24 protein-coding genes and 1 pseudogene are annotated in these 26,832 nt (G+C 44.1%); 14 read left to right on the plus strand and 11 right to left on the minus strand.

The genetic code is table 11. The features are described 5' to 3' along the window. Positions 1–2: 2 nt before the first annotated feature. The 5 genes from GVO63_RS10165 (at position 3) to GVO63_RS10185 (ending at position 5,172) form a co-directional block, all read left to right on the plus strand. Complete coding sequence (locus tag GVO63_RS10165) at positions 3–623, plus strand: transglutaminase-like cysteine peptidase (protein WP_308469299.1); 621 nt, start codon at positions 3–5, stop codon at positions 621–623. Further along, on the plus strand, positions 623–2,560 hold the full coding sequence (locus GVO63_RS10170; RefSeq protein WP_159579614.1) for an EAL domain-containing protein: 1,938 nt from the start codon (positions 623–625) through the stop codon (positions 2,558–2,560). Before GVO63_RS10165 ends, GVO63_RS10170 begins: the two co-directional genes overlap by 1 nt. A 119-nt stretch (positions 2,561–2,679) precedes the next feature. Next, on the plus strand, positions 2,680–3,249 hold the full coding sequence (locus tag GVO63_RS10175; protein ID WP_159579616.1) for a hypothetical protein: 570 nt from the start codon (positions 2,680–2,682) through the stop codon (positions 3,247–3,249). 44 nt (positions 3,250–3,293) lie between these two features. Further along, positions 3,294–4,700, plus strand: a complete 1,407-nt coding sequence (locus tag GVO63_RS10180; protein ID WP_159579618.1) for an O-antigen ligase — start codon at positions 3,294–3,296, stop codon at positions 4,698–4,700. 61 nt (positions 4,701–4,761) lie between these two features. Then, the gene (locus tag GVO63_RS10185; RefSeq protein ID WP_159579620.1) at positions 4,762–5,172 is read left to right on the plus strand and encodes a 3-phosphoshikimate 1-carboxyvinyltransferase; all 411 of its coding nucleotides are present in this window, start codon (positions 4,762–4,764) and stop codon (positions 5,170–5,172) included. Between the two features lie 12 nt (positions 5,173–5,184). Here the strand turns inward: GVO63_RS10185 and GVO63_RS10190 are convergent, their stop codons facing one another. The 5 genes from GVO63_RS10190 to GVO63_RS10210 form a co-directional block, all read right to left on the minus strand. Continuing rightward, the gene (locus GVO63_RS10190) at positions 5,185–5,952 is read right to left on the minus strand and encodes a VpsP family polysaccharide biosynthesis protein (protein ID WP_201281900.1); all 768 of its coding nucleotides are present in this window, start codon (positions 5,950–5,952) and stop codon (positions 5,185–5,187) included. Next, positions 5,945–6,676 (minus strand): tyrosine-protein phosphatase, encoded by a 732-nt coding sequence (locus GVO63_RS10195; protein WP_159579622.1) that lies wholly within the window; start codon positions 6,674–6,676, stop codon positions 5,945–5,947. Before GVO63_RS10195 ends, GVO63_RS10190 begins: the two co-directional genes overlap by 8 nt. A gap of 9 nt (positions 6,677–6,685) precedes the next feature. After that, complete coding sequence (locus GVO63_RS10200) at positions 6,686–8,902, minus strand: polysaccharide biosynthesis tyrosine autokinase (protein WP_159579624.1); 2,217 nt, start codon at positions 8,900–8,902, stop codon at positions 6,686–6,688. A gap of 24 nt (positions 8,903–8,926) precedes the next feature. Continuing rightward, a complete protein-coding gene (locus GVO63_RS10205) occupies positions 8,927–9,388 on the minus strand; it encodes a polysaccharide biosynthesis/export family protein (RefSeq protein ID WP_159494663.1) in 462 nt (153 codons plus the stop codon). An 83-nt stretch (positions 9,389–9,471) separates the two neighbouring features. After that, a complete protein-coding gene (locus GVO63_RS10210) occupies positions 9,472–10,677 on the minus strand; it encodes an outer membrane beta-barrel protein (RefSeq protein WP_159579626.1) in 1,206 nt (401 codons plus the stop codon). Positions 10,678–11,365: 688 nt separating this feature from the next. Between GVO63_RS10210 and GVO63_RS10215 the strand changes: the two genes are divergently transcribed. Then, entirely contained in the window at positions 11,366–12,820 is a 1,455-nt protein-coding gene (locus tag GVO63_RS10215; protein WP_159579628.1) for an undecaprenyl-phosphate glucose phosphotransferase, read from the plus strand. A gap of 189 nt (positions 12,821–13,009) precedes the next feature. Further along, positions 13,010–13,111, plus strand: a pseudogene (locus GVO63_RS10220) (mannose-6-phosphate isomerase); the annotation flags it as partial. Between the two features lie 135 nt (positions 13,112–13,246). Here GVO63_RS10220 and rplT read toward each other — a convergent pair. The 4 genes from rplT to thrS all read right to left on the minus strand — a co-directional run bounded on the left by rplT (position 13,247) and on the right by thrS (position 16,506). Continuing rightward, positions 13,247–13,603, minus strand: a complete 357-nt coding sequence (rplT, locus tag GVO63_RS10225) for a 50S ribosomal protein L20 (protein WP_012518092.1) — start codon at positions 13,601–13,603, stop codon at positions 13,247–13,249. Positions 13,604–13,621: 18 nt separating this feature from the next. Beyond that, complete coding sequence (gene rpmI, locus GVO63_RS10230; protein WP_012518091.1) at positions 13,622–13,819, minus strand: 50S ribosomal protein L35; 198 nt, start codon at positions 13,817–13,819, stop codon at positions 13,622–13,624. A gap of 117 nt (positions 13,820–13,936) precedes the next feature. Continuing rightward, a complete protein-coding gene (gene infC / locus GVO63_RS10235; protein ID WP_105930956.1) occupies positions 13,937–14,476 on the minus strand; it encodes a translation initiation factor IF-3 in 540 nt (179 codons plus the stop codon). A gap of 113 nt (positions 14,477–14,589) precedes the next feature. Continuing rightward, complete coding sequence (gene thrS / locus GVO63_RS10240) at positions 14,590–16,506, minus strand: threonine--tRNA ligase (RefSeq protein WP_159579630.1); 1,917 nt, start codon at positions 16,504–16,506, stop codon at positions 14,590–14,592. 379 nt (positions 16,507–16,885) lie between these two features. Here thrS and GVO63_RS10245 point away from each other — a divergent pair, with 379 nt between their 5' ends. The 3 genes from GVO63_RS10245 to GVO63_RS10255 are packed head-to-tail and all read left to right on the plus strand — an operon-like array spanning position 16,886 to position 19,642. Then, complete coding sequence (locus tag GVO63_RS10245) at positions 16,886–17,770, plus strand: fructosamine kinase family protein (protein WP_159579632.1); 885 nt, start codon at positions 16,886–16,888, stop codon at positions 17,768–17,770. Positions 17,771–17,822: 52 nt separating this feature from the next. Continuing rightward, on the plus strand, positions 17,823–18,572 hold the full coding sequence (locus tag GVO63_RS10250; RefSeq protein WP_159579772.1) for a pteridine reductase: 750 nt from the start codon (positions 17,823–17,825) through the stop codon (positions 18,570–18,572). An 8-nt stretch (positions 18,573–18,580) separates the two neighbouring features. After that, positions 18,581–19,642, plus strand: coding sequence for a DUF3080 family protein (locus GVO63_RS10255; RefSeq protein ID WP_236552117.1), 1,062 nt, complete (start codon positions 18,581–18,583; stop codon positions 19,640–19,642). Positions 19,643–19,686: 44 nt separating this feature from the next. Here the strand turns inward: GVO63_RS10255 and GVO63_RS10260 are convergent, their stop codons facing one another. Together GVO63_RS10260 and GVO63_RS10265 are read right to left on the minus strand one after the other, a co-directional pair. Then, entirely contained in the window at positions 19,687–20,985 is a 1,299-nt protein-coding gene (locus GVO63_RS10260; RefSeq protein ID WP_159579636.1) for a mechanosensitive ion channel family protein, read from the minus strand. Positions 20,986–21,131: 146 nt separating this feature from the next. Beyond that, entirely contained in the window at positions 21,132–21,758 is a 627-nt protein-coding gene (locus tag GVO63_RS10265; RefSeq protein WP_159579638.1) for a CPBP family intramembrane glutamic endopeptidase, read from the minus strand. 350 nt (positions 21,759–22,108) lie between these two features. Here GVO63_RS10265 and GVO63_RS10270 point away from each other — a divergent pair, with 350 nt between their 5' ends. The 4 genes from GVO63_RS10270 to GVO63_RS10285 all read left to right on the plus strand — a co-directional run bounded on the left by GVO63_RS10270 (position 22,109) and on the right by GVO63_RS10285 (position 26,807). After that, positions 22,109–22,942, plus strand: a complete 834-nt coding sequence (locus tag GVO63_RS10270) for a MurR/RpiR family transcriptional regulator (protein WP_159579640.1) — start codon at positions 22,109–22,111, stop codon at positions 22,940–22,942. A 181-nt stretch (positions 22,943–23,123) separates the two neighbouring features. Continuing rightward, positions 23,124–23,687, plus strand: a complete 564-nt coding sequence (locus tag GVO63_RS10275; RefSeq protein WP_159579642.1) for a DUF924 family protein — start codon at positions 23,124–23,126, stop codon at positions 23,685–23,687. A 180-nt stretch (positions 23,688–23,867) separates the two neighbouring features. Next, complete coding sequence (locus GVO63_RS10280; RefSeq protein WP_159579644.1) at positions 23,868–25,112, plus strand: amidase; 1,245 nt, start codon at positions 23,868–23,870, stop codon at positions 25,110–25,112. A gap of 117 nt (positions 25,113–25,229) precedes the next feature. Then, the gene (locus GVO63_RS10285; protein WP_159579646.1) at positions 25,230–26,807 is read left to right on the plus strand and encodes a gamma-glutamyltransferase family protein; all 1,578 of its coding nucleotides are present in this window, start codon (positions 25,230–25,232) and stop codon (positions 26,805–26,807) included. The last annotated feature ends 25 nt before the right edge of the window (positions 26,808–26,832 follow it).

Consider the following 26,832-nt stretch of genomic DNA (forward strand, 5'->3'; position numbering starts at 1 on the left):
CGATTACATCGCCTATTGCGCAACAAAAAACCGTATTCACCGAACAGGTTTATGCCCGCATTAATTCAGTTTATGGTAATGAGGCCAAAGAAAATGTAGCCAAATGGCGACAACTCATTAATGAACTACAAAGCGAAGAGTTAGATGAAAAGCTTTATCAGATAAACCGTTTCTTCAACCGCTTTGATTTTGTAGACGACCTTGTTCATTGGCAGCAAAAAGATTATTGGGCAACGCCGATTGAGTTTATTTCCACCGGTGCCGGCGACTGTGAAGATTACACCATAGCGAAATACTTCTCTTTAATTGAACTTGGCATTCCTGAAGCTCAATTACGTTTAATGTATGTCACAGCATTAGAATTACGCCAACCTCATATGGTATTGGCGTATTATGAAACCCCAACCTCTATTCCACTGGTTTTAGATAATATAAATAGGCGCATTTTGCCTGCTAATAAAAGAAGAGATTTGTCACCCATTTATAGCTTTAACGGAAGCGGTTTGTGGGCTGCGAAAGCAATGGGAACTGGCCGTAAATTAAGAACTGGCGGCCCAATGAAAATGTGGGATGACATGGTAGAGCGGCTAGACCGCGTTATGTACGGAGATAAAGAAGAATAATGAGACTATCTACCCAACTAAGTACAAGCTTACTCGTTTTTTTAATACTGGTATTTGCCGGTTCGTTCATTATAAACGTGAAGCTAACCAGAGAGTATGTAAACGAGCAGCTTGCCACACACGCGCAAGATACAGCCACATCTCTGGGGCTATCCATTACCCCGTATCTCGCAGATGAAAGTGGGCTAATTGTGGCCGAAACTATGGTAAATGCCATATTTGACAGGGGCTTCTATCAGTACATCACTATTACAGACATGGAAGGCAACTTACTCATTGAGCGGCGCAATCCTAAAACGGTCGATGCTGTGCCTAGCTGGTTTACCAACATCGTTGAAGTTACTCCCCCTATTGAAAAAACCGAACTAAACGATGGCTGGACGATGGCCGGCGAACTCGCCGTTCAAAGTCACCCTGGGCTTGCCAATGAAACCTTATGGGAGAGTGTTAAGCAAAGCGCGTTTATGTTTTTTGCTGCCTTCGTTTTTGCGTACATCGCATTACTTTTTATTATTACTGCAATAACGAAACCTCTACGCATTGTGGTTAATAAAATTGAAGACATTCAAAACCAAAAGTTTTCTCACATTAACTACACGCCTTTTACGAAAGAACTTTCCTTTATAACCCAGGCCGTAAACAGGCTGTCTTCGTCTGTTGAAACCATGTTTAAAGAGTTAACCCAAAAAGCCGAGCATTTTAGAGTTCAGGCCTATGAAGATAGCCTTACTGGTGTACAAAACAGAAATGCTTTCACGCGGCATATGAACGCATTGTTAAGCAAAACGGCCACATCAGATGAAGGATATGTGGTGATCATTCGACTGGCACAATTAAACATTGTAAACACCACGTTGGGCGCACAAGATGGAGACCTTTATGTAAATACCGTCGCCGATGAACTTAAGGCGTTTATTGATAAGATTGAAGAGTCGGCCTATTTATTTCGAATATCGGGCGCCGATTTTGCCTTGGTTACCGAAGCCATGACTAAAATTGAATGCGAAACGCATATAGCAAGGTTAAATCAGGTACTTAGCCGCTGCAACCCTCTTAAAGATGGTAGCAAAGCGGTTTGGATGGGCGTGACGCAATTTAATGATGAACAGTCTTTTTCAGAAATAATGGAAAACGCTGATAGTGCACTGATGGCCGCGACAAAACAGTCAAGCGGTTGGCAATTCGCATCTGAACTGGCACATATTCACAGCAATACCGCATGGAAAGAGCAACTAAATCAAATTTTAGCGCAACAGTACGCTGACATTCTTATTCAACCGGTTGTCAGTATCGAAAGCAATTCGCCCTCTTATTTTGAAGCTTTTGGCCGTTTTAAAGATAAAGAGAGCGGAAATGCGATACCCATGTCGCAACTCATACCAGCGTCAGAAAGGCTAAATTTGATTCCTGAAGTTGATAAGCTTGTTATTAAACTTGTCCTTCTCAAACTTCAAAAAGACCCGCGCAACATAGCTATTAATATTGCAAATGCTTCCTTAGCCAGCGCCTCATTCAGGCAATGGCTTATAGGACTGTTGAACCAACATGAAGCGCTACGCACTCATTTGGTGTTTGAAATTGAAGACTCGGCGCTTATTCATCATAAAGACGACGCAATTTCTTTTTGCAAAACGTTAATTAAATTGGGTTGCCGAATAACTATAGAGCATTTTGGTGACAATCTTGCATCACTCGCAGGATTAAGGGCTATACAACCCCATTTTGTAAAAATTTCCGGCAAACTTACTAAAGATATTCACACCGACCAAGATAGCCAACTGTTTGTGAGTAGCCTATTAAGTATAGCGCGCGGGTTAGGCATTAGTATTATTGCAGAACTTGTTGAGAATGAAGCGGAATCTGTCGCTTTAACGAAGTTAAACGTGAACTTTCAACAGGGGTTCTATTTTGCAAAACCCAAGCTATGGCAGTTTTAATTAAGAGATTTAAAAAGACGCACAACAAAAGCGAGATCTTCCACGCTCACTTGTTGTACAATAGCGAAATATGGTGCCAGCGAGATGCTAGCCCGATGTTTTTAATAGAAGGATGAGTTATGCGTAGCAATGTTATTTTGTCTTTATTGTTTGTTGCTTTAGTCGCCTTTGCTCCCTTGTCTTACGCACAAGAAGGTATAGTGCCGGGTTTGCAGGTTAGAAGTCTTTTAGTCAGTGAAATAGAAAACGGCACTGAAATAGAAACTGCGGCTACTGAAACAAGCCAAACAGTGTTATCTGAGGCGTTATTTTTTGATCCGAGTGGGCTAGATTACTTATCATCAAACCAAGAAGCGTTCCAATCGCTTGTTGCATTATTGAACGATAATGCCACGGGTTTTGAGTTGGCTATTGCAGGTTTCGCTCAGCTTCCTGATCAACCATCTGAGGTGGTTACAATTGCTATACTCATGTTTCCAGAAAACGCGAATGAAATTTATGACATCGCTTTACAAATGCAGGTGATCAGTGAAGAAGATGCGCTGCTTGCGGTTATTAATGCGGGCGTCGACCCTAGTACACTTACCGCTACTGCGGCGGGTGGAGCCGGAAATACAGTTTCTCCATTAGGTGTAGGCACTGGCGCTGCGGGTGCAGGTGGTGGCGATACAACAGTTTCAGCAAACTGAATTAATACCCGCTTATATTCAATTAGTTAACGATGTAGCTGTTTATGCATAGTTTCCAGAAAGCCGAAAAGTTTCTTTTCGGTTTTCTTTTGTTTACGTTATTTTGGTTACCCCTTTCGCTTGGTGCTAATCGCCCATGGGCTTGGGCTCTAATGCAAATGTCGCTTTTTTTCATTGGCGGCATTTTAGTCATTACACACTCATCTCTTTTTCCATCACTTTACCTCAAATATAAACTGTTCGTTTTTTTATGGCTTGGGTTTCTGTGTTGGCAACTTCTTACTATTGTCCCACTGCCCTACTGGCTTGTAGAAGCCGTCCGTCCTGAACGTTTAAGTTACTTGTTGGGCGAGGATATTAGACAAAACACCAGTGCTGAATGGCTCCCACTAAGCTTTGATGTTGGCCAAAGCGATATGACTTTTTTTAAATCACTAGCATATTGCTTTTTGTTTTTCACCTCGTTAACCCTTATTAACTCAGGTAAGCGTATAAAATATACGCTCGTTGTGTTAAGTGCAGCGGGTATTTTTCAAGCTATCTACGGCTCGGTGGAAGTGCTTTCGGGCATTCAATACAGTTTAATTTTTAAACACCCCGTTTCCCACATTGCTACCGGTAGTTTTATTTATAAAAATCACTATGCCAACTTTTTAATGCTATGCCTTAGCGCTGCGATAGGTTACATGATTGCAAGTCTTCGCAGTCACTCAAGTGGCACTCATCGTGAACGTCTACGCCGAATAGTAAGTTTCTGGTTAAGTAACAAAGTGTTATTTCGTATTGGTATTATCATTATGGTTATTGCGTTGGTTATGTCCCGTTCTAGAATGGGGAACAGCGCGTTTTTTATTGCAATGACCATTACTGCAACGCTCGGTTTGCTCTACTTTAAACCGCGCCAGAAAAGTTATGTATTATTGTTCATAAGCATGTTGGTGATCGACGTTTTGATTGTTAGCAGCTTATTTGGTCTGAAGCAGGTTCAACAGCGCCTAGAACAAACTGATCTAACACAAGAAAGCAGAGATGAAGTAATTGTGGATGCGTTACCGCTCATTGGTCACTATGGTGTACTAGGAACCGGGGGCGGCACGTTTTATACTGTTTATCCACAAGTTCAAAACGAAACCATCCAACATTTTTATGACCATGCCCATAACGAATATCTTCAATTCATCATCGAGTTTGGTGTGGTAGGTGCATTTCTATTAGCTCTATTCGTAGTGCTTTGTATGAAAAACGCACTCAGCGCCATGCGTAATCGCCGACATCCGCTGCCAAGAGGCGCGGCCTTTGCTAGTGTAATGGCAATCATTGGTATGGCGCTTCACAGTAGTGTAGATTTCCCGCTTCAAGCGCCCGCCAATACCGCAATATTTGTGGTGCTTTTGGCACTTGGTGCCCTAAGCAGAGATATCTCAATGGGTAGACATACCATGACAAAATAGCGAGTTCGGTTGCTGCTGTTATCTACCTTATTTCCGTTTTAGTGTGTTAGAGAGACCAACCGTGGTACTTAAAATTAAACGTCCAGCGAGAGAAGAACCGAATTTACAGCACATGCTTGAACGCATGCCAAAAAAAGTGGCTGACTCTTTTAGTGAGGAACAGTTGGCTCACTTAAATACGGCACTAGCGGGAAGGCAATGGGGAAACCACAAAGTAGATATACGGGGCACCTTCTCTCTGTTATCAAGTCGCTTTTACTTCGTATTATTAGCTGGCAGGGACAAACGGGACCTTTCTAGAGCGGAGAGTCGCATTGGCAGAATTATGATGGCTGCCGTTGTATTCATATTTTTGTGTATGTCGTTATTGCTGGGGTTGATGTTGCTATATATTTTAAAGAGCTGGCTTGGCATTAACCTTTTTGAAGATTTTTCTTTGGGCCTATGGGATTGGATTAAAGCGAACCACTAGGTCGGTAATGTGTTATTTGTAAGAAATGCAGTTTGGAATTCGCTTTCGTACTGGATAACTTGAAGCGCGCAACCAGCGACAAACTACATCACTTGCCTGATTTTTTTCAATCGCTTCAACTACAAAGTCTCTGCTGAGTGGGTTTTGAAGCCCAAGGTCTAGATGGTGCTTTAGCTTTTTTTGAATAGTAACGTAATGAATCGACCTGGCTGTAAACATCTCCAAACCAAATTCCGCAAAAAATTTGTGCACTATCGCATCTTGAGGCCCTGCGCTAACCGCCTGCTCTAAATAGCGATAAAACGTTTCATCTACCTCACCCTGCTTCCATTTGACTGATGCAAGGCCTATCCAACTTCCACTCCACGTTGGTCTAAGCTGTAAACTTTTTTGATAACTAAATGCTGCTTGCCTGAGGTTGGCGTCAGCAGGTCTTTGCTGGCCAGTCGTTTGTGTTAACTCTACTTGAGAAAACGCCATCCATTCATGTAACTGCCCTTTCATTTGATGATAAAGCGCGTTTTCAGGAAAGTAACGCAGGGCATTATCTATTTTCCCTAGCGCTTGTTCAATTTTCTCTTTCGAAGCTTTCTCTGGCGCTCTTTGCCATGCGGATATGCTATTTTTAACACTGTAATAAGCATTTCCTGCAATAAAAAGCTGTGCGCTCCATATAAAACTCCACAAGGCTAGAAAGAAGATTATCGCCCTTAGTACCAAGACTTTATTAATTGCGTTAATTGATGGGAGCTTTAGCGCCTTGAAAGTATGTTTATTCATGCTTAGTACTTGTACCGTTAACAATTTCGCTAGGGTTGGTAATAAACACATCCTGTGCAAAATTGACATCGTATTTTTGTACTACGTCGAACGCCGCTTTCATGTCATTGGGTCGCCGCTCAAGGTCGTGAGTATCTGAAGCGACAACATGAAATGCCCTTTTTTCCATAAGAGAAAGCGCGAAATCATTTACCTTATCCCCAAAACGCCCGGTTAAAGCACCCGCAGTAACTTGAAAGAGGCAACCTTGACGTTGCAACCAACTAAATTTATGTTGCTCTGCAAGTAACTCTCTGTTGCGCTCGGGATGTGCAATAAGCGGTTGAACGTTGTTTCGAAGTAACCATTTTATGAGTGCTTCAAGCCCTTGGGGAACATGGCTATGCGGCATCTCTAACAGCAAGACTTGCTTGTCGTTGTAACTACCTAAAAACGGTAACGCGTTTTGCTTGTACCAAACTGGAATAAGTTCGTTTACGCGTACTTCAGCAGCAAATGAAAGTGAAAGCGGAATAGACGCCTCACCAACGTGATGTTGGAAGTGGTGAAAGGTCTCTGCAATAGAACTAAGCGTGTTGTCAAAATACCCCCTATGAATATGAGGAGTACACACCATATGGCTAACACCGCAATCAACGGCCTGCTTGGCCATTTCTAAAGCAATATCAAGAGACCTGGCACCATCGTCGATGCCAGGCAAAATATGACTATGTAAATCTATCAATAATTACTGTTAGCTGTTTTTATGACTCGTGTATCCGTATTGGTCATAAAAACCCGCGTACCTTTGTGCTGCACCTGATTTGCGTAAGTCTACTTGATTTAGTACCACGCCATCAAGACGGTGACCTACTTGTAAGAAACGCGATAGACCGTTGTTGATCAGTTTTTCACTGGTGCTATCAGCACGTACAACGTAAATTACAGAGTCACAAGAGTTTGCAATCACCATAGAATCGCTTACCGCTTGCGTTGGTGCAGTATCTACAACAACGTATTTATATTCTTTTTTGAGCGCTTCGATAAGCTCAACGAAGCCTTTATCAGACAATAGTTCCTGCGGGTTCGAAGGAATTGTGCCTGCAGATAAAATATCGATCTTCGATTCTTCATCTCTTACTAAACACTCATCGAATGTATGAGATTTCAGTATGAGGTTTGCCACACCAGGTTGATAGTTTGGAATATTGAATTGCTTTCCTACACTAGGACGGCGTAAATCAGCGTCAATAAGGATAGTTTTGTCCAACTGACCTAATGCAAACGCAAGGTTAATTGAAACTGTCGTTTTACCCTCTTTAGGTACGCTGGATGTAACCATAATTGCCTGTTGCTCTTTATCGAGATTCAATAGAGACAAGCTGGTACGTAGAGTTCGAACTGACTCTGCAAACTGGTGCTTTTTCCCATCGAAGAAAGAGCGCACAGGAAGGTCGGTTTTTTTCTTATGAGGCAACCACGGTATTAGACCAAGCATACGTTGCCCGAGTTTACGCTCAACGTCTTCAACCGAGCGTATTCCGCTGTTTAGCGTTTCCATCGCGATAGCTAAAAACACACCAAAACCAACACTGAATACAAACGCTGCGCCAATCAACAGCTTTTTGTTCGGTTTTGAAGGGATATAATTAGGAAGCGCTTCATCAAGTACTCGTGCGTTAGCCGATTCAAAACCACCTAACTCATCGGTTTCTTTTAAACGGGTGAAAAACGAATTATAAAGCTGCTGATTGATATCAACTTCACGCTGAAGCGCTCTACGTTGGTTATCAAGTGCTGATAAACCGCGAAACTCAGCTTTTGCACGGGATACTTCTTTTTCAAGCTGCGCAACTCTATCCTCTGATACTTCGTATTGCGTTGTAATGCTTGTGATCAGATCACGTATCTGTCCGTTCAATGTCTCCCTGATAGAAGACAACTCTGCGTTTGCCGCAATCATACGCGGATGTTTAGGGCCATACACGTTACTCAACTCGCTGACACGCGTCATCGCTTTAGCCTCGTCTCGGCGAACATCTCGTATTGTCGGGTGATTAAGCACTTCAGGTAATCGAGCAATGTCGTCTAAGGAAACATCGTTTCGCGTTTGCTTATAAATGACTGCATTGAGCTTAAGCGCCGTTTGGGCATCAAGTAGTTGCTTACTTAATTGCTCAAGTTCTTCAGCAGCCAAGCCTACCACGCCATCAATGTTCACGACCTGATTTTCTTCATAGAACCTTGCTAAGTTGCGTTCAGCCACATCCAGCTTTTTCTTTAGCCCCTCAAGACTATCAGTAAGAAATGAGGTCGCTTTTGCCGTCATATCCAGCTTTGCTTGCAGATAATTTTCAATGTAAACATCGGCTACGGCGTTAGCCAACTCAGCTGATAGCGATGGCGATTCTGTAGTGACTGTAATTCTCATTAACTGCGTGTTATCTACCATCTCAACAGTAAGCGCTCTCATTAATAATGATGTTGCTTTACGCTTTTTAGCAGCGAGTAACTGTTCTTCGGTTAGCTCTTTAGGCTCTTCTTGTGGAAGAAACGGCAGGGCTTCAACAATATTTGCTTTTAGCTCATCGACGAAAGTGGGTTCTTCGTCTTTCGGCATAAATTCTGCGTTATTATAAAGCGATAAACTTTCAACTGTACGTTCCGCAATTTGTCGCGACTGCAAAATTTCATATTGTGTTTGCATGTAGTCTTTGCGCTTAGTGTCTAAGCCATAGACTTCCTCAATTGAAACAACGTTTGCTTTGTCAGCCTCTACCAAAATAGTGGTAGTCGATGTAAACATGGGGGTCATTCGCATTACTAATAGCGCGACCAATATAGTGAACGCGATTGCTAGTGAAACAATACGAAATGCGTAACGCTTAATAATTCCTAAATAGTGAGCAATGTCGATGGTTTCGTTTTCAAACACACCTACATTAAGCTCTTCCCTGCTATTTACTGCCATTTTTATTCCTGCACGCTACGTAATTTAGAAGAAACGTTGATTAATGGTGATAATGTCGCCCGGTTGAATCATGTCGCTCACAGTCACAGTGAACTCGTTCGTTTGGCCGTTTTTTTCACGAATAATCGTAATTTTATCTCGCGCTGCGCGTTCTGTATAACCGCCTGCAAGCGCTGCGGCTTTGTTTACAGAAAGTCCAGGCTGATATGCATAGCCACCAGGGCGTTTAACTTCACCATCTATAAAGAAAGGGCGATACTCTACAATTGCCACAGACACTGACGGATTAACAAGATAATCACCTAATAATCCATCATATATCAACTGCTCAACTTCGGCCGCAGTCAAACCAACAAGCTTAATCTCACCTAAGAAAGGATAATTAATAGTGCCAACATCGGGTAAGCGCACTTCCATCGAAAGATCGTCCTGCCCAAAAACACTAATTTGTATTCTATCGCCAGAGCCCAGTTGATATTGGCTCATGCTTAAATTGCCCTCTTGGGCAATTACCTTCCCAACAAGCAACAAGCAACATACAAAAAAGACACTAACAACTACACCAAGCTTCACAACGTAACCTCTGCTGAAATACCTACCATGTTTCTATCATAACCAATAGACTCTCGGTTACTGTCTCTATCTGCTAGCTGATAAAATAGTGAAAAAGATAAGTACCGACGAGCCTGGTAATTCAATGATGCCATGTAGTTCATGAATTCATCATCTCTATTTTCAAGAACTTCGTCGGTTAGCACGTATTCGTCGGTTGCGTGGGAAATTCTAATCGAAGAACTAAGGCGATCTAGCCAATCATGCTTCCAGGAAAACTCGTAACCTCTGTGCCTAATAAAGTTACCTTCACCGTTAGTCTCCCTAGTATCTGCGCTAGTTGAGAAACGGAATGTAGAATATGTGAGTGGCTGCCAATCGATACCGACTTCCCAATCTGTACCATAAAACGTGCTTCTTTCTAGCGCATCAAAGTCCTTTTCTTTATAACCAACTTTGGCAAAGCCTGTTGTAGCAGCAGTTGATTCCCATCTCAACCCTAGAAGAACCCTAATTTCATCACTGTCACGAGTCGCGATTCCTACTTGGTTGTCATATCTTACAAACGTTTGAGAAACATCGAGGAGTGCTGTGGTTGCTGAACCAATACGATAGCCAAATTCAGCGCCCACTAAATTCTTGACTCGATCGCGGATCAAGTAAGCCTGTTCTGTTCTGTCGTAATCAAGCGTTTCACGATTTGCTCTCAAGGTGATCATGCCATCAGATGTGACAGCACCGTACATGTATTCGCCTCCAAGCACCGTGCTTATGTATCTATCTGGGCTTGTTATAGCAGTACCAAGGCCAAGAGAAAATCCAGTACCACGCTCTTCATGCCCATCTTCAAATTGGGCTATTGCATTAACTCGGTGCCTACTATTGAGTTCGAATTGCCCAGAAGCTTCTGCAAAATGATCGGTATAATCATCGGCACTGCTTGAAAAGAACACGCCTCTCTCCAAGCGATAGCCCATTTGGACAGGATTCCCATCAATTTCTGTCGCGGCAATTAACTCAGGTGAGAACATCGCGCGCCAACTGTAAATTTTCGGATTACCATCTCTGGCATAGGCAACATTATCCACATATGCCATCGACGATGAAAACGATGGAATTAAATCGAATTGTCCAGCTTGAATTCGACCGGCCTCTTGGGCATATAGACTCGGAGCGGCGCAAATAACCGACAATGCTATGATGCTTTTGGTCCTTTTAAACATGTTTTTTCCTTCCTTCGATGACCTTGTGTGTAAAATTGCTGCGAACATGGATATATGGTTTTCTTCATATGCACTGAACGCGTTGTGCACGCGCCTCACTGACCGAGTGCATTCTTTACATTATTTTGTTAATTATTACCGAAACTTTAGAAAGCGACTTAATGCCAGCAATAGGTGTGCCGTTTTTAAATGTCTTTGCTGTAAATGCTGTAAAGCCCTCTGATTTGACGTCAGTCCCTATCGACGACTTCAAAGTGAATTCCTACTCGCCTCGTTAGTTGGCTCGCAATACAAGAAGATACCCATGTATTGTTTCAGCTATATGTCTACAATTTAAACTGTGTTATATGCTATCGCATTTGAGATATTAATGAAAAGCGATAGATATCTATTCTACTCGTTTTGCACCATATTAGTACGAAATAAATTAGATTTTGTAATAAAATTACAATATGAGACGAATATTGTTATTATATTAATCCGCGCTAACAAAAAAAGTGGGCGAGGAAGAATCAAATCTATCGATTATAACCCTCTTGAGGGTGTATCCAGGCTATCTGGGCACTATTTTTGCAGTAACATTTTAGTTGGAAATTGTCTTTAATGTTTTCTACACATACGGATTGGCTTGCTTTATCGGCTAATAACATTCGCTACGGACATCATTTTTCACCTAGAGATCACCTAAATGGACAATAGAGTAGAATCTAACAAAGTATTGAAGGCTCATCCGGTTGAGTCGAATACCAATGGCGGATTAGTAGTACGCAACCAGAGTGGTTTCTCAACCATATACAGGCTGATTGACCTTTCGCTCGTCACCATTCTTTATTATTCGTCTGCTGCCTACTACGGCACACAAATAGATACCACGAGTCTTATTCTTCTTTTCTTGAACGTAATATGCTTTCAAATTTCGGCAGAAGGCGTAGAGCTTTACCGCTCTTGGCGTGGCCATCGAACCCCCGAAATGCTCCGCGCAGCAGCCATAACATGGGCACTAAGCATCTTGGGCACAATGACTATGGGCTATTTCTTTGTTCAGGAAATTAAAACGCCTCCACCGGCCATATTACTTTGGTTTGCATCGTCGTTCGTTGTCCTTATTGTTTGGCGGTTTGTAATGCGTAAATTTCTTTTCCGCATACGCAAAAGTGGTTTGAACTCTCGCCGCTCAATCATCATTGGCGCCACCCAGCTAGGTGCAAATGTCGCACTTCAGATACAGCAGAATGAACATTTAGGGATTAAATTCAATGGCCTTTATGATGACCGTGAGCCAGAGCGACTGCCACACGATATGCAAGGCGCAGTTTTAGGCAACATTGACGCTGCAATTGAGATGGCAAAGCGCAATGAGGTTGACTACATATATATCGCGCTGCCAATGAGCGCAGAGAACAGAATTCGCTCAATTTTAGAGCAATGTAGTGATACCACAGCGAATGTGTACGTTATTCCCAACTTCTTTATGTACAACCTACTAAACGCTCGCTGGCAGACTGTCGGCAATGTACAAGCACTTAGTGTTTACGATACGCCCTTTCAAGGCGCAAGCGATATTTTAAAGCGTTTTGAAGATATTGTTTTAAGCTCGCTGATACTTATGCTGATATCTATTCCTATGCTTTGCATAGCCGCGGCAGTGAAACTTACCTCAAAAGGGCCTGTTATATTTAAACAGAAGCGCTATGGGCTAGATGGTAAACAAATCACCGTTTATAAATTCCGCTCTATGACCACGCAAGATAATGGCGCTGTCGTAAAACAGGCAACTAAAAACGATGCCCGTTTAACTAAGATTGGTGGTTTTTTAAGAAGAACCTCTTTAGACGAGCTTCCCCAGTTTATTAACGTTCTACAAGGGCGTATGTCGATTGTTGGCCCTCGCCCACACGCAGTGGCACACAACGAGCAATATAGAAAGATAATCACCGGTTACATGTTACGCCACAAGGTTAAACCGGGTATCACAGGTTGGGCTCAGGTCAACGGTTTACGCGGCGAAACCGAAACAGTGAATAAAATGGTGCAGCGCGTAGAGTATGACTTGGATTATATTCACCGATGGTCGGTGTGGTTCGATATCAAAATCGTGTTCATGACAGTATTCAACGGGTTTATTAATAAAAACGCGTATTAGACAGTGTTGTGAAATCTGTAGAGAAGCGACGTGTTACGTCGCTTTTTTTATGCCTGAATATCTCTCGCTTTTATCTTAAATAGCAAAAACCGCTCGCTGCCTTTCAGTACTGCTCGCCTAACGGTTAACGCTGAGCAGGCAACAGAGAACGAGTTCGTTTACTTCCTATAGTTGACGCAGCTCTCCGCAAAAATCCCTCTAGGACTTATAGAGGTGCAATCTGGAGCTTACTTAGGCGAAGATGACATAGTAAGATTTTCAGACCGCTACGGCCGCGTAGAGAAGAAATAAAAGCACTACGCACCAAGGTAATTGAATATAAGCAGAGCTCTGGCTCTGCTTTTTTGTATCTAAACCCAGAAACGAAAAAAGGCGAGCATCCTGCTCGCCTTTTTCCGAAAGAACTTAAACTTAATTAGTTAATAATTAAGCTAATGCGCCTTTAGCCGCTTCGACTAGTGCGCTGAAAGCTGCTTTGTCATGTACTGCGATGTCGGCAAGGATCTTACGATCGATTTCAACAGACGCTTTCTTCAAACCGTTAATGAAACGGCTGTATGACATACCATTTTGACGAGCAGCAGCATTGATACGTGCAATCCATAGTTGACGGAATTGACGCTTGCGCTGACGACGGTCACGGTAAGCATATTGACCAGCTTTAGTTACAGCCTGTACCGCTACGCGATAAACACGTGAACGTGCGCCGTAATAACCTTTTGCCTGCTTGAGGACTTTTTTGTGACGAGCACGTGCGATAGTGCCGCGTTTTACTCTAGCCATTAATCAGTCTCCTAAGTCTTATACGTAAGGCAACATGCGCTGAACCAATTTGGTATCAGAGTCATGAACCAGTTTTTTGCCACGAAGGTGACGTTTACGCTTAGAGCTCTTCTTAGTCAAAATGTGACGTAAGTGAGACTGTTTGCTTTTAAAGCGGCCAGAACCCGTTTTCTTGAAACGCTTGGCGGCACCGCTTACAGTTTTCATTTTAGGCATTGCTAAAACTCCGCATTGTTAATATCGGTATTTATTGTGTTGCAGTCACGTCATACCGGTTAATGTTTAGCAGCAAGGTGTTTAAGGGTGCAGATTCCTTAAAACTTTAGACCGTTACTACTTCTTATTTGGGGCTAGCACCATGATCATCTGACGGCCTTCCACACGACGTGGGAAAGACTCGCATGTAGCGACTTCTTCCAAATCCGTTTTAACACGGTTTAGTAGGTCGATACCGATGTCTTGGTGCGCCATTTCACGTCCGCGGAAACGGATCGTAACTTTGGCTTTATCACCACCTTCAAGAAAGCGACGCAGGTTGCGCAGTTTGACCTGGTAATCGCCTTCATCAGTGCCAGGGCGAAATTTAATCTCCTTGACCTGAATTTGCTTCTGTTTTTTCTTCTGCTCTTTTTGAGCTTTACTTTTTTCGAAGAGGAATTTGCCATAGTCCATAACTTTACAGACTGGCGGCTCGGCATTCGGACTGATTTCTACTAGATCTAGGCTCGCTTCTTCAGCGGCACGCGTAGCATCTGCTAGCGAAACCACACCAACCTGTTCACCGTCTTTGCCAATTAATCTTACTTCTCTGGCTTTAATCTCATCGTTAATGCGGGCTTTGTCGCCCTGAGCCTTATTGTTAGCGCCTTTAATGTGCTATTCCTCCAAACATTTAATTCTTTTGCCTGCTTTTGGGTGATTCTTGTGAATCGGAAAATAGGACCAAAAGCAGACACCTTGTTGTGCATTATACACAAATTGCTCAACTATTTAATTGTCTTTTCTACAACTTCTTGTTGAGCCATGGCAATAAAGTCTTCCAGGCGCATTTTGCCTAGGTCGTCACCGCGGCGAGAACGCACTGCTACCTCACCCGCTTCCATTTCTTTATCGCCTACAACCAGCATATATGGAATACGCTTCAATGTGTGCTCGCGGATTTTAAAGCCGATCTTCTCATTTCGCAAGTCAGACTTTGCTCTAAACCCTAAATCGTGCAGTTTTTTTACACAATCTGATGCATATTCAGCTTGTTTGTCAGTAATGTTCATTACTACAACCTGCTGAGGCGCCAACCAAAGTGGGAAGAACCCTGCGAATTCTTCGGTTAAAATACCGATGAAACGCTCAAGAGAACCTAAGATAGCACGGTGAATCATTACCGGTACTTTGCGTTCACCGTCTTCAGCCACATACGTTGACCCCAAACGGCCTGGCATTGAGAAATCAAGCTGTACCGTTCCGCACTGCCAAGCGCGATCTAGGCAGTCGTGCAGGGTAAATTCAATTTTAGGGCCGTAGAACGCACCTTCACCGGGTTGATAATCGAATTCAATATTATTGGCTTTAAGTGCATCCGCAAGAGCAGCTTCTGATTTGTCCCAAATCTCGTCAGCACCTACACGCTTTTCTGGGCGAGTAGACAACTTAACCTTGATGTTTTCGAAACCAAATGCAGCGTATGTCTCATACACCATTTTAATACAGCCACTTACCTCATCTAGGATCTGTTCTTCTGTACAAAAAATATGAGCATCGTCTTGGGTAAAACCACGAACACGCATAAGACCGTGAAGCGCACCCGATGGTTCGTTGCGGTGACAGCAGCCAAACTCAGCCATACGAAGCGGCAGGTCGCGGTACGACTTCAAACCTTGGTTGAATATTTGTACGTGGCCCGGACAGTTCATTGGCTTAACCGCATATTCACGCTTTTCAGACTCGGTGGTGAACATGTTTTCAGCGTACTTGTCCCAGTGACCTGATTTTTCCCACAGCGAGCGGTCCATCATTAATGGGCCTTTTACTTCGTCGTAGCCATATTCACGCAGCTTTTTACGCACGTAGCTTTCTAGCTCGGTGTAAATTGACCAGCCATCGTTGTGCCAAAACACCATGCCAGGCGCTTCTTCTTGCCAATGGAACAGATTAAGCGCTTTACCGATTTTACGGTGGTCACGCTTCTCAGCTTCTTCTAAGCGCTGTAGGTAAGAATTGAGCTGCTTCTTGTCAGCCCACGCTGTGCCGTAGATACGCTGTAGCATTTTGTTGTCGCTGTCGCCACGCCAGTATGCGCCTGCTACCTTCATCAGTTTGAAATGATGGCAGAACTTCATGTTGGGCACGTGCGGGCCACGACACATATCGGTGTATTCTTCGTGATGATAAAGCGCTGGGCGGTCGTCCTTACTGATGTTTTCATCAAGGATTTCCATTTTGTAGCTTTCGCCGCGCGCTTCAAACGCGTCGCGAGCGTCTTGCCAGCTCACTTTATTCTTAACCACGTTGTAATTGGTTTTCGCCAATTCAAGCATACGCTTTTCTAATTTGGCTAAATCTTCCTGGGTCAGGCTTTCTTCCATATCAACGTCGTAATAGAAACCGTTGTCGATTACTGGGCCGATAGCCATTTTGGTGTTAGGCCAAAGTTGTTTGATAGCGTGGCCTAACAAGTGCGCGCAACTATGACGAAGAATTTCTAAACCTTCATCGTCTTTTGCAGTAATAATTTGAAGTTGTGCGTCTGCGTCAATCATATCAACGGCGTCAACCAGCTCACCGTTTACTTTTCCTGCAATGGTTGCTTTGGCTAAACCAGGGCCAATATCGTTTGCAACATCTAGTACAGAAACAGCGTTATCGAAAGCGCGTTGGCTTCCATCAGGAAGGGTAATTACAGGCATTTTAATTCCTTTACAGTGGTGACGCCTACTCTGCGCCACATGCATTTTTTTGAAAAATTTAATCGTGCGCAATGGCACTCGTACATTGCTCTTAGCAAAAGCAAGAGGTGGATTATAACTAGTGAACGGACAACTTCAATCATCGAAACACATTCTTCGCCAAATAATGGCGGTTAGCGTTTAAAAATGAATAATTTGATTTCGTATTTGTGCATTTATCGATTTCTTATTCCATAATTCAGATAAATGCGATAAGCCTTTCTGACGCTATGCTTATTTGATGCTTTTTTTTGTATTTGTTGATATCAGAAAACACTGAGTCGCAGACAATGGGAAACAGACGTCATTTTTTAAAAACGAAGACTACAGAGCCTTGTATATGTGGCATTTTATTAGCGAGCATATTTCAAATGAGACGCAGCAGTTTTTTAGCTGCCAGAAGGCGGAGCGCGTTAGCGGCGGTGATACTCACGAAAGCTTTGTTATAAAAGACAGTAAACACCGCTATTTCGTTAAGACAAGGCGCTACGACGATACGCAGCAACTGTTCCTTGAAGCTGAAGGGCTAGGCGCAATAGCGAACGCACAAATCATTGCCACCCCGCGCGTTATTTGTCACGGTATTACCACTAACGGTACACCGAATATGGAATATTTGGTGCTCTCTCACATTCGCTTTATCGAACCAAGCGCCCAGAACTATTTTGTTTTAGGTCAGCAATTAGCTTCCCTTCACGCCCTTAACGCTTATACGAGCTATGGGTGGCCTCATGATAATTATATTGGTGCGAACGTACAAACCAACGGTCGTATGGCCTCATGGGCAGATTTTTTCGCTGAAAAGCGTATTGGCAGTATGCTGGAACGGCTAGCTACCGCGGGACTATGGAGTAAGAAAGACGGCAACATCGACGAAATTGTTACGCATATTCGGCACCTGCTTAGCCTGCATCAACCTCACCCATCACTCTTGCACGGCGATTTATGGGCTGGAAATGCGGGTTTTAACAGTAAAGGGCCCGTTTTATTTGACCCAGCGGTTTATGTCGGGGATGGAGAAACCGATCTTGCCATGGCAGAGCTCTTCGGTGGCTTTCCCCAACCTTTCTTTGATGGCTACCATGAACACACACCGATAGAAAAAAATTACGCATTAAGAAAACCAATCTACCAGCTTTACCATATTTTAAATCACGGGTTATTATTCGGCGCGCATTACATTGTCCAAGCAAAACAGATTATAGAGGACATCTACAGGGGCTAAGTCTCTGTAGAAACGCCAAACTCAAGATTTAAAATAGAGAGCATTTTTAATGATGACAGACTCAGGCCCTGTTGCACTCATTACTGGGGCAGCGAAGCGTATTGGTGCCGCTATGGCAACGCGGTTACACAGCGAAGGCTATCGCGTAATCATCCACTATGGTCAATCAGAAAGTGACGCTTATGCACTTGTAGAAAGACTCAATAGCGCCCGTCCTGACTCTGCAACTTGTTTACAGGCTAACTTATGCAATAGCGAAGAGGTAAAGGCACTGAGCGCTAATGCGGTGAATGTGTGGGGACAGCTAAATGTGCTTGTTAATAATGCGTCAAGTTTTTACCCTACTCCGGTTGGCAATATCTCTGAAGACGACTGGCAATCGTTAGTTGGCAGTAACGTTAAGGGGCCTTTGTTTTTATCTCAGGCTCTTGCCCCTGCGCTTAAACAATCAAAAGGCTGCATTGTCAACATGGTAGACATGCACATTGAACGCCCCTTGCCTAAACACAGCGTTTATTTGCTGGCAAAGTCAGGTCTTGCTTCACTTACACAATCGCTCGCCATCGATTTAGCGCCTGACATTCGCGTTAATGGCATAGGCCCTGGCGCCATCCTATGGCCAGAGCGAGAAATGGAAAACGAAGAGAAAAACACATTGTTGTCGAGTATTCCACTAGGCGAGTTAGGTAAGCCTGACGATATTGCTCAAACCCTGTCATTTTTGGTTTCAGCGTCTTACGTCACAGGACAGATTATTTTTGTTGACGGTGGACGAAGTCTCTATACAGGCGCGTCTGCATGAATGGCTTAATGAAAAACAAAGCTTGCCGCTGGAGTGTAATGACTCTCATCGTGCTTTCAGTGATGGGCTGTGTTGGGGGCAATACGGTTAAACACAGTCTGGAAGACTATGCAGAGCGTCTTTCGCGGGTACTCGACATGTCACTTCCTGCCTCATTCGAAGATGGAGTGGTATCGCCACTCCCTAAGCTAACCGACGCCGCCACACTGAAGCATAACATTGAAGGAATTAGCATTAATTTGCGTGAATTCTACGCGCTGCAAGATTGTGAGTTAGGAACGGTAGTGGCAGAGCGAAATACATCGTTAGGCAAAAGCCAACTCCCTTCCCAACGGTTAGTGCATGAGAGTAAATTGCTTAGTGTACTGAAAGAGTGTGAAACAGCACTGAAAAAACAGGAAAACAAGGCCAACACGCAACTTGCTAATACGATAGGGTTGTGGCGGGAGCAGAAAACCCTTGATTACGCCAAAACCTGGGGAAATGTAATACAAGGGAGCCAAGAATTGCGGTTAGCCCTTAATACGCCCGAGCGCGTGTTTTCTGTTGAGAATAACAAAGACGCGTTATCAAGCATAAACGCACTGTTTTATCTAACGTCGCTACACAATGCAGATACCCTGAAAAGTCCAATCGATAGCAGTGAACTCGAGGAACAGCTACAAATAATTCGCTCTGCCCGTTTACCGGCTACGCTATGGCAAACCCAGCAGACGCTGACCTTTGCTTTGTCTGAACTTACCCCGATGCTTCGCGCCCGGCTTTCCGCTGTCAGCTGCCCAAATGGTAGAGCCAGTGATCAAGCAGAGATCCTTCGCAATGTGTTTTATCTCTTTTTTATTGAACAAATTCAGCCTGTTGGCAGCTTAGTTAATCAATACCACTACAAGCTAATGCCCCTGTGGGAAGCTTGGCTTAATGACCCTTCGCTGCATAACGACCTAAAAGACTACATTAAATCGCAAGCCCAAGATGGCTTTGATCAATACAGTGAAGCAATGCAAGCACACGTGAATCTATGGCAAACCTTTTTAGGCCGTTGTAATTTATCACCTGTCGCACCCGGCTAATACAACGGCTGCTTTTAATACCAATCCGCAAAAACCGCTATCGCTTAAAGAATATTCTCCCCGGCTTCAGGGTCTCTCGCGTTTCTTGCCTGCTCTCTAATTTCATGTGCTTCTGAGGTTACATCATCTTGGCTTAGCTGTGCATTAGCATGATTTTTTGCAGCACTTGGCGCTGTTCTTTCTTGCTCTTTGTTCTGCTTTTTAGCCTTGGTTTGATTCGAATTAGCTGACGTCGCATTGGCATTGCCTGTGACGTTTTCGGTTTCGATTTCGGTTTGATTGTTGATGGCGCTGTCATCTTTATCGCCATGGCTGAGCTTTCTGTTGGTTTTCTTTTGCGCCGACAGTTGAGACGCTACCGTGTCTGATTCGCCATCTTCGTCATTAATGCCCTCAATTTTTGCTGTGTTTCCCCCTTTTATAGTAAGGCCCTGAGGAAAGATAATCTCCCTGGCATCGTCTGGCATACTAATACCGGCATCCAGAAAGGCGAGCGTTATATTGCGCATTAATACCGATGACATTTTCACTACACTGGTTTTTTCTACATCAACCCAAAAGTAAACTTTGACATTGTAGGTAGACGGTCCAAGCTCATCGATAAGAATCTGTGGCTCGGGGTCGCGTAACACATTGTCTTGAGCCATCGTAATTTGACGGGCGATGTGTTGTGCATGCTGTATATCTGAGTCATAGCCCACACCAACAATAAATTGTCCCCGCATAAGGGGGTTGGCGGTTAGGTTTTTAATGACCCCTTTGTAAATCGTCGCATTAGGTATTTGGATATGGTTCCCATCAAAATCAACCAGTGTTGTGGCTCTGGCGGTGACCTTTTGGACAATGCCCGTAAAGTCGTTAATTTGCACAATATCACCGATTTTGAAAGGACGCTGAATGGTCAGAAGCAAGCTTGAAATGAAATTTTCGGCAATATCTCTAAACGCAAAACCAAGTATAAGCCCAACGACGCCTGTACCGCTGACAACGGCAATGGCAAACCCCGTTAATCCTGCTAAAAACAAAAATGAATAAATACCCAGTAAAATGAGAACTAAGCTAACGCTTCGCTGTATAACTGATCGCAGGAGCGGCGATGTCGTTGTTCGGGTAAGTGGCTTCACTAACACCTTCGCTATATAGGGTGCAGATAGCACGAACACGAGCATGACAACAATTCCCAAGCCTAGCCCGGGTAATCGATAGATGAAATTGCTCCAAAGCTCAGCGAGTAAAGACTGGGCGCTAGATAAACTGGTTATGCCGCCCCCTTCAGCATTTTGTACAAATGTAGAGAAGCGTGAGAGCGAAAGCCACTGACTTGATAATAACGTTGATAACATAACCTAGTTCCTTGGTACGATGCTTAATGCATTAGCATATTTTTTCGGGCTTAAAATAGCCGTAGGCGGAAACCGCGTTCAGTCCATCTTCGCGGCATGCGAAAAGGTAATTCCAATGCAAGTGCAAAAAAACGGTATGCAACGTTCTACGCCGCGATAACGAGATAAGATCCTAAACCTATGGTAAAAAGAAAACTTCCCCAGATAGTATGCTCAATGACCACCACTGGCGTTGAATTCGTGTGCATATAGCGATAGCCAAAAATGGCACCGCCAATCCAAGATACCACCACAGCAACCCAGTTGCCGTAAACCAAGTGCGCTAATCCGAAAAGAAAAGTACTTAACGCCCATCTCGCATATTTAGATGGCAGGATGCGCTTGTAGCGATGAAAGAAAAACGTTCTAAAGATAATTTCTTGGGGAATAACAGATACTATAGGGTAAATGAGCAGCGTAGCTACCCACATCCAGGGCTGATTCATAGGCCAGTGCAAAAACAGTTCTGGTTTTAAAAAGTAAACCACTAGCGCAAGTAAACTCGCCCATGGCAAGAATAGCCTGAGTGTGCTTTTCAAATGAGTTTTATAATCGTCCCAATGCCACAACTTAATGCGTTTAAATTGTTTATCTGCTAACAAGATAGCCAAGCAGCAAAGACCCATAATGCCCAAGATTGGCATGAGGTAGTTTGCAAAGTGTTTTATCCAATAAAGCACAGCCAAGGGAAGCGCTACAAAAAGCAAGAGCAATTCAGACCACAGCTTTGCCATGACTTCCCCCTATCTAAGATATGCTTTTTTTAAAAGGCAATTTCAGAACAACAAATTAATGACAGTTTTATGAATATTCTTCACATGAAAGTGTAGTGCCAAAATGGAAGCGACAATGCATTAATTGTTTGCGACTTTAGCCTATATACCAAAGCAGATAAGTAAGCTCTTAATTTCAATGAATTTTAACTCAAGCTTTGCGTAGAATAGAGGTTAATCAATGACGAGGATGAGTGAAAAAACGATTGAGTCTTGTGAAAAAAGGTTAGCCTTGTCGCTAAACTCACGTAGTGTTTGTACAACGCACAAAAGTCGTGAAATAATTGCACAAGATGTATAAGGCGAATCTAATGACAAAAAGCAGCCCTAGCGACGTTTTACAACAAATTGAAAAACATTACGCCTCACTGTCTCCCTCAGGCAAATCGATTGCGCATTATATTCAGCAAAACCCTATTGCAGTCCTAAGCCAATCCATATCGTTAATTGCCGAAAAAACAGGTACATCAAAGGCAACGGTAAGTCGTTTTTTTCGTCAGTTAGGTTTCGATTCGCATCAGCAAGCTAAAGACGCACTGATGCAGCTTAGGGAACAAGGTGTACCTGTGGTTAGCCCTTCAAGTGGGGTCTTGCAGCACGAAAGCGATAGCAAAAACTTAGCGAATACGTTTGAAGGCACAACGCCCGCTGCGTTAAATGAAATAGCCGATATTCTTGCTAACGCTCATCAAGTTACGTTAATAGGATTTCGTAACGCCTACCCTATTGCCCTTCATTTTAGACAACAGCTAAAACAAATTCGTACCTCAGTACGCGTATTGCCTCAACCTGGACAAACATTAAGTGAAGATATAGTCGACTTGACGGAAAATGATGTTGTTGTTTTATTTGGATTTCGTCGCAGAACGCGCCAGTTTAAGTACGTTTTAAACAGCATAAAACATTGTAGGACCGTGCTTATCACTGACCCGACTGGACAGGGCTACCGACAAGATGTTGACCACTTGTTGGTCACACACATCGGTGGAGACGCCCCCTTCGATAGCTACGCTGCACCGATGAGCCTTGTTGCTTCGCTATGTAACTTAACCTATGAGGCACTTGGCAGCGCTGCTGCAGACCGTGTCGATGCCATTACAGACATCTATATTCAAATGGATGAGTTAGAAAATCCTCAACGCTGACACTTCCCTTTGTTTATTTTTTGCGCAATACTGTTGCAAATAAGAGTTCGTAGCAGGTATTTTTTATTTTTCAAGTGAAAGTGGAACATTCTAGGTAAAAGATGGAACTTTCTAGGTAAAAGATAGGTATAAAAAGGGCAACCCCTAATTTTACTGCTTTGAACGTGTTGTTGGAGTAGATATGGATAAGACACAAGTGGTCATGGAAGAAGCTAGCGGCGTGTTAGATTTTTGGTTCGGAGAACTTTCACCCGAGCAATGGTTTAGCGAAGACCCAGCATTGGATAAAACTATCACCTCACGGTTCACTAAACTGCGAACTGCAGCGTTAAATGGTGAGCTATGGCCGTGGCGCGCAACCCCTACCGGGCGCCTAGCAGAACTAATTCTTCTTGATCAATTCTCCCGAAATATGTTTCGCGGTCATGCCGATGCATACGCCGCGGATAGCATAGCGTTGGTTTTGGCGCAAGAAGCTGTAAGCGTTGAAGCCGATAAGGTGCTTACGCCGCAACAGCGTGCCTTTCTCTACATGCCCTTCATGCACAGCGAATCACTTGCAATTCACGATGTTGCATTAGAACTATTTTCGCAAGAGGGGCTTGAGCAACAATTCATATTCGAACAACGGCATCAGAAGGTCATAGAGCAATTTGGTCGATATCCTCACCGAAACGCGGCGTTAGGTCGTGAGTCTACGCAAGAAGAAATCGCTTTTCTTACCAATAATCCTAACGGATTTTGAGTTTAATCGCCGCTTGCATGCCCGCGGTGCCCTTTTTATGTTCTGTCTCTCACTCACGCTCAAACCTCTTACTGAGCGTCATATTTTGTAAAGTAACGATCGTTTCTCCTTGACATTACAATGAAACATATGTTTCATAAAGACATGCATAAACAATAAAATAATAGATAAGAAAGCGCTGTGAGCTCACCTTTTGTCATTAAGCCCTGTAACAATCAATTTAAGCAGGCAATTCAAGCGTTAGAAACGACGTCACGCGGGGATAGCGATAACCCAAAGAATGCGTTTTCAGAGGACGGGTTACTGAACGGGCTCAGCCTTGCTGTTAAAGACTTATTTCATATAAAAGGGTTGCCAACAGCGGCAGGCAACCCAGATTGGCAAAACAGTCATCCGATACCAGAAACGACGAATAGCTGCGTTGCTACTATGCTTGCTGCTGGCGCCAAGTTTAAGGGTAAAACCATCACCGATGAACTAGCCTACAGTCTGCACGGCCAAAACAAACATTACGCTCAGCTGGTTAACCCCGCTGCTCCGGCTCATATTCCAGGCGGCTCATCATCGGGCTCGGCGGTGGCCGTCAGTGCGCACCTTGCTGACATTGGACTTGGAACTGATACGGGGGGATCCATTCGCGTTCCATCGAGTTATCAGGGCCTTTGGGGCCTGCGAACCACGCACGGACTCATACCTTGCGACACCATGGTACCGCTTGCGCCCTCATTCGACACAATTGGATGGATGACAAGAGATCTGGATACACTGCAAAAAGTCGCAAAGGTGTGTTTAGCTGATGCAGATAACACCAGCGCAATGCAAAACACCATTGATAATGAACCTTGCTTTGGTATTGCTACGCACTTATTTGCAGGCTCAGCACATGGTTTACTTTGCAAACCGTGGCTTGATAAGCTTGCAGAGCATCACAAACATGTTGCGCTATCAGCCGAGCAATTAGATCTTTCACTATTGCAAACCGCTGCCACATTTCGCACGTTGCAGGGCGCTGAGATTTGGCAGCAACATGGCGATTGGATTGAGAAAACTCAGCCCGATATTGCCCAAGATATTATGTTGCGCTTAGATTGGTGTAAAACCATAACGACACACGATATACAGCAAGCTAAAGCACAACAAAGCGTGGTGATTAACCATGTAAATACACTATTTAACGAAATAGATGTATTGGTTATCCCTACAACACCAGGCGTTGCACCTCGTTGCGATGCCGATGAAACAACACTGGCGAATGATAGGAATGCGCTTCTTGCGCTGACAGCAATAGCGGGGCTTGCAGGACTCCCCCAGCTTCATCTGCCTTTATTCACCCTACATAACGCCCCATGCGGTTTATCGCTTGTGGGCAAAAAAGGCAACGATCTTGCACTTCTCGCGTTAGCGGAAAAGTTAACCTCTCGCTAGACCTGCGTTGGTCCCATTCACTGCGCTCTATCACGAATATAGCGTGTAGATGGAAGGCTCGATCGCAGCGCTTTTAGAAAGATGGCTGTCGTTGCTGAATTTTCGAAGGAAATAACAATGAGTGAAAAACCCAACATTGCGTTTACCGCGCCCCACTTTGCAGCATCTCAAGTGGGTTTAAGCATACTAGAGAAAGGCGGTACAGCTATTGAAGCGATGGTCGCGGCTGCCGCCTCTATCGCGGTTGAATACCCACATATGAATGGCATGGGCGGCGATGGGTTTTGGCTTATCAGTGAGCCGGGCAAAAAACCTATAGGTATTGATGCATCAGGTGTCGCCGCCAAAGGCGCCACCCCCTCTTTTTACGACGGCCTAGATGCCATTCCAAGTCGAGGCGGTAAGTCTGCACTGACCATGGCGGGTGCCGTTGCCGGTTGGCAAAAGGCCCTTGAAATAAGCCAAGATTGGCAAAGTTCAATGCCGTTAAGCACCCTATTTGATACCGCTATAAGCCAAGCCAACTGGGGAATTGAAGTAACACAGAGCCTGGTTGACGCCAGTAACAAAACGTTCGATGAATTAAGTACTGATGGAAACTTTGCTCAGTTTTTGATAAAGGGCAAAGCCCTCAAAAAAGGTAAAATTCTTAAGCTCACTAAACTGTCTGAAACGTTGAAGCACCTGGCTGAAAAAGGCTTAGATGATTTTTATCACGGTGAGCTTGCTGCTAAGCTTGCTCATGATTTAGAAGCCGCAGGCTCCCCTATTCGACTTGAGGATTTTAAGCAGTACGAGGCGAAAATTGTAGAGCCCCTGTCGGTATCTACCAGCAAAGGCAAACTGTATAACTTACCTGCTCCTACCCAAGGTGTGGCATCGTTAATTATTTTAGCGCTATACGATAAAGTTCAGCACCTTGGCAGCACCGATGCAGATATGGTGCATTTGTTGATTGAGTGCACAAAGCAAGCTTTTATTGCGCGTAACGCAAACGTCACCGACCCATCGCGCACGCCTGTCAATTTACAAAGCCTTTTGAGTGACGATGCGCTAGACGCGATGGCAAAGCACATTTCTTTAGATAAGGCGCTGCCATGGCCTTATGAAGCAAAACCTGGCGACACAATATGGATGGGGTGCTGTGACTCGCAGGGGCGCATGGTGAGCTACATTCAATCGCTTTACTGGGAATTTGGCTCAGGCGTAGTAAGCCCACAAACTGGTATTGTGTGGAACAACCGCGGCACGTCTTTCTCACTCGATCCAAACAGTAATCAGTATTTAGCACCCGGTTTAAAACCGTTTCATACGTTAAACCCAGCGTTTGCTGAATTGATTGATGGACGTCGAATGAGTTACGGCACGATGGGGGGTGAAGGGCAACCGCAAACACAAGCCGCTTTATTTGCTCGCCACGTTTACCATGGCCAACCGATAGCGAAAGCGATTTCGCTTGGCCGCTGGCTGCTCGGTAGAACTTGGGGCGACCAAAGCCATAACTTAAAAGCAGAACGAGACCTTGTTGAATACGTTGGCGAGAGCTTGGTTGCACGGGGCCATGACATGGTAACCGTAGATCCATGCAACGAACTTATGGGCCACGCCGGCGCGATTATTCGCGATACAGAAGGAACAGTCAGCGGTGCCAGCGACCCACGCAGCGACGGTAAAGCGTATTTAGGTTACCGCTAGCGCACTTTTTTTTACATGTGCGTAA

The organism is Alteromonas sp. KUL106, from assembly GCF_009811415.1.
Classification (GTDB): domain Bacteria; phylum Pseudomonadota; class Gammaproteobacteria; order Enterobacterales; family Alteromonadaceae; genus Alteromonas.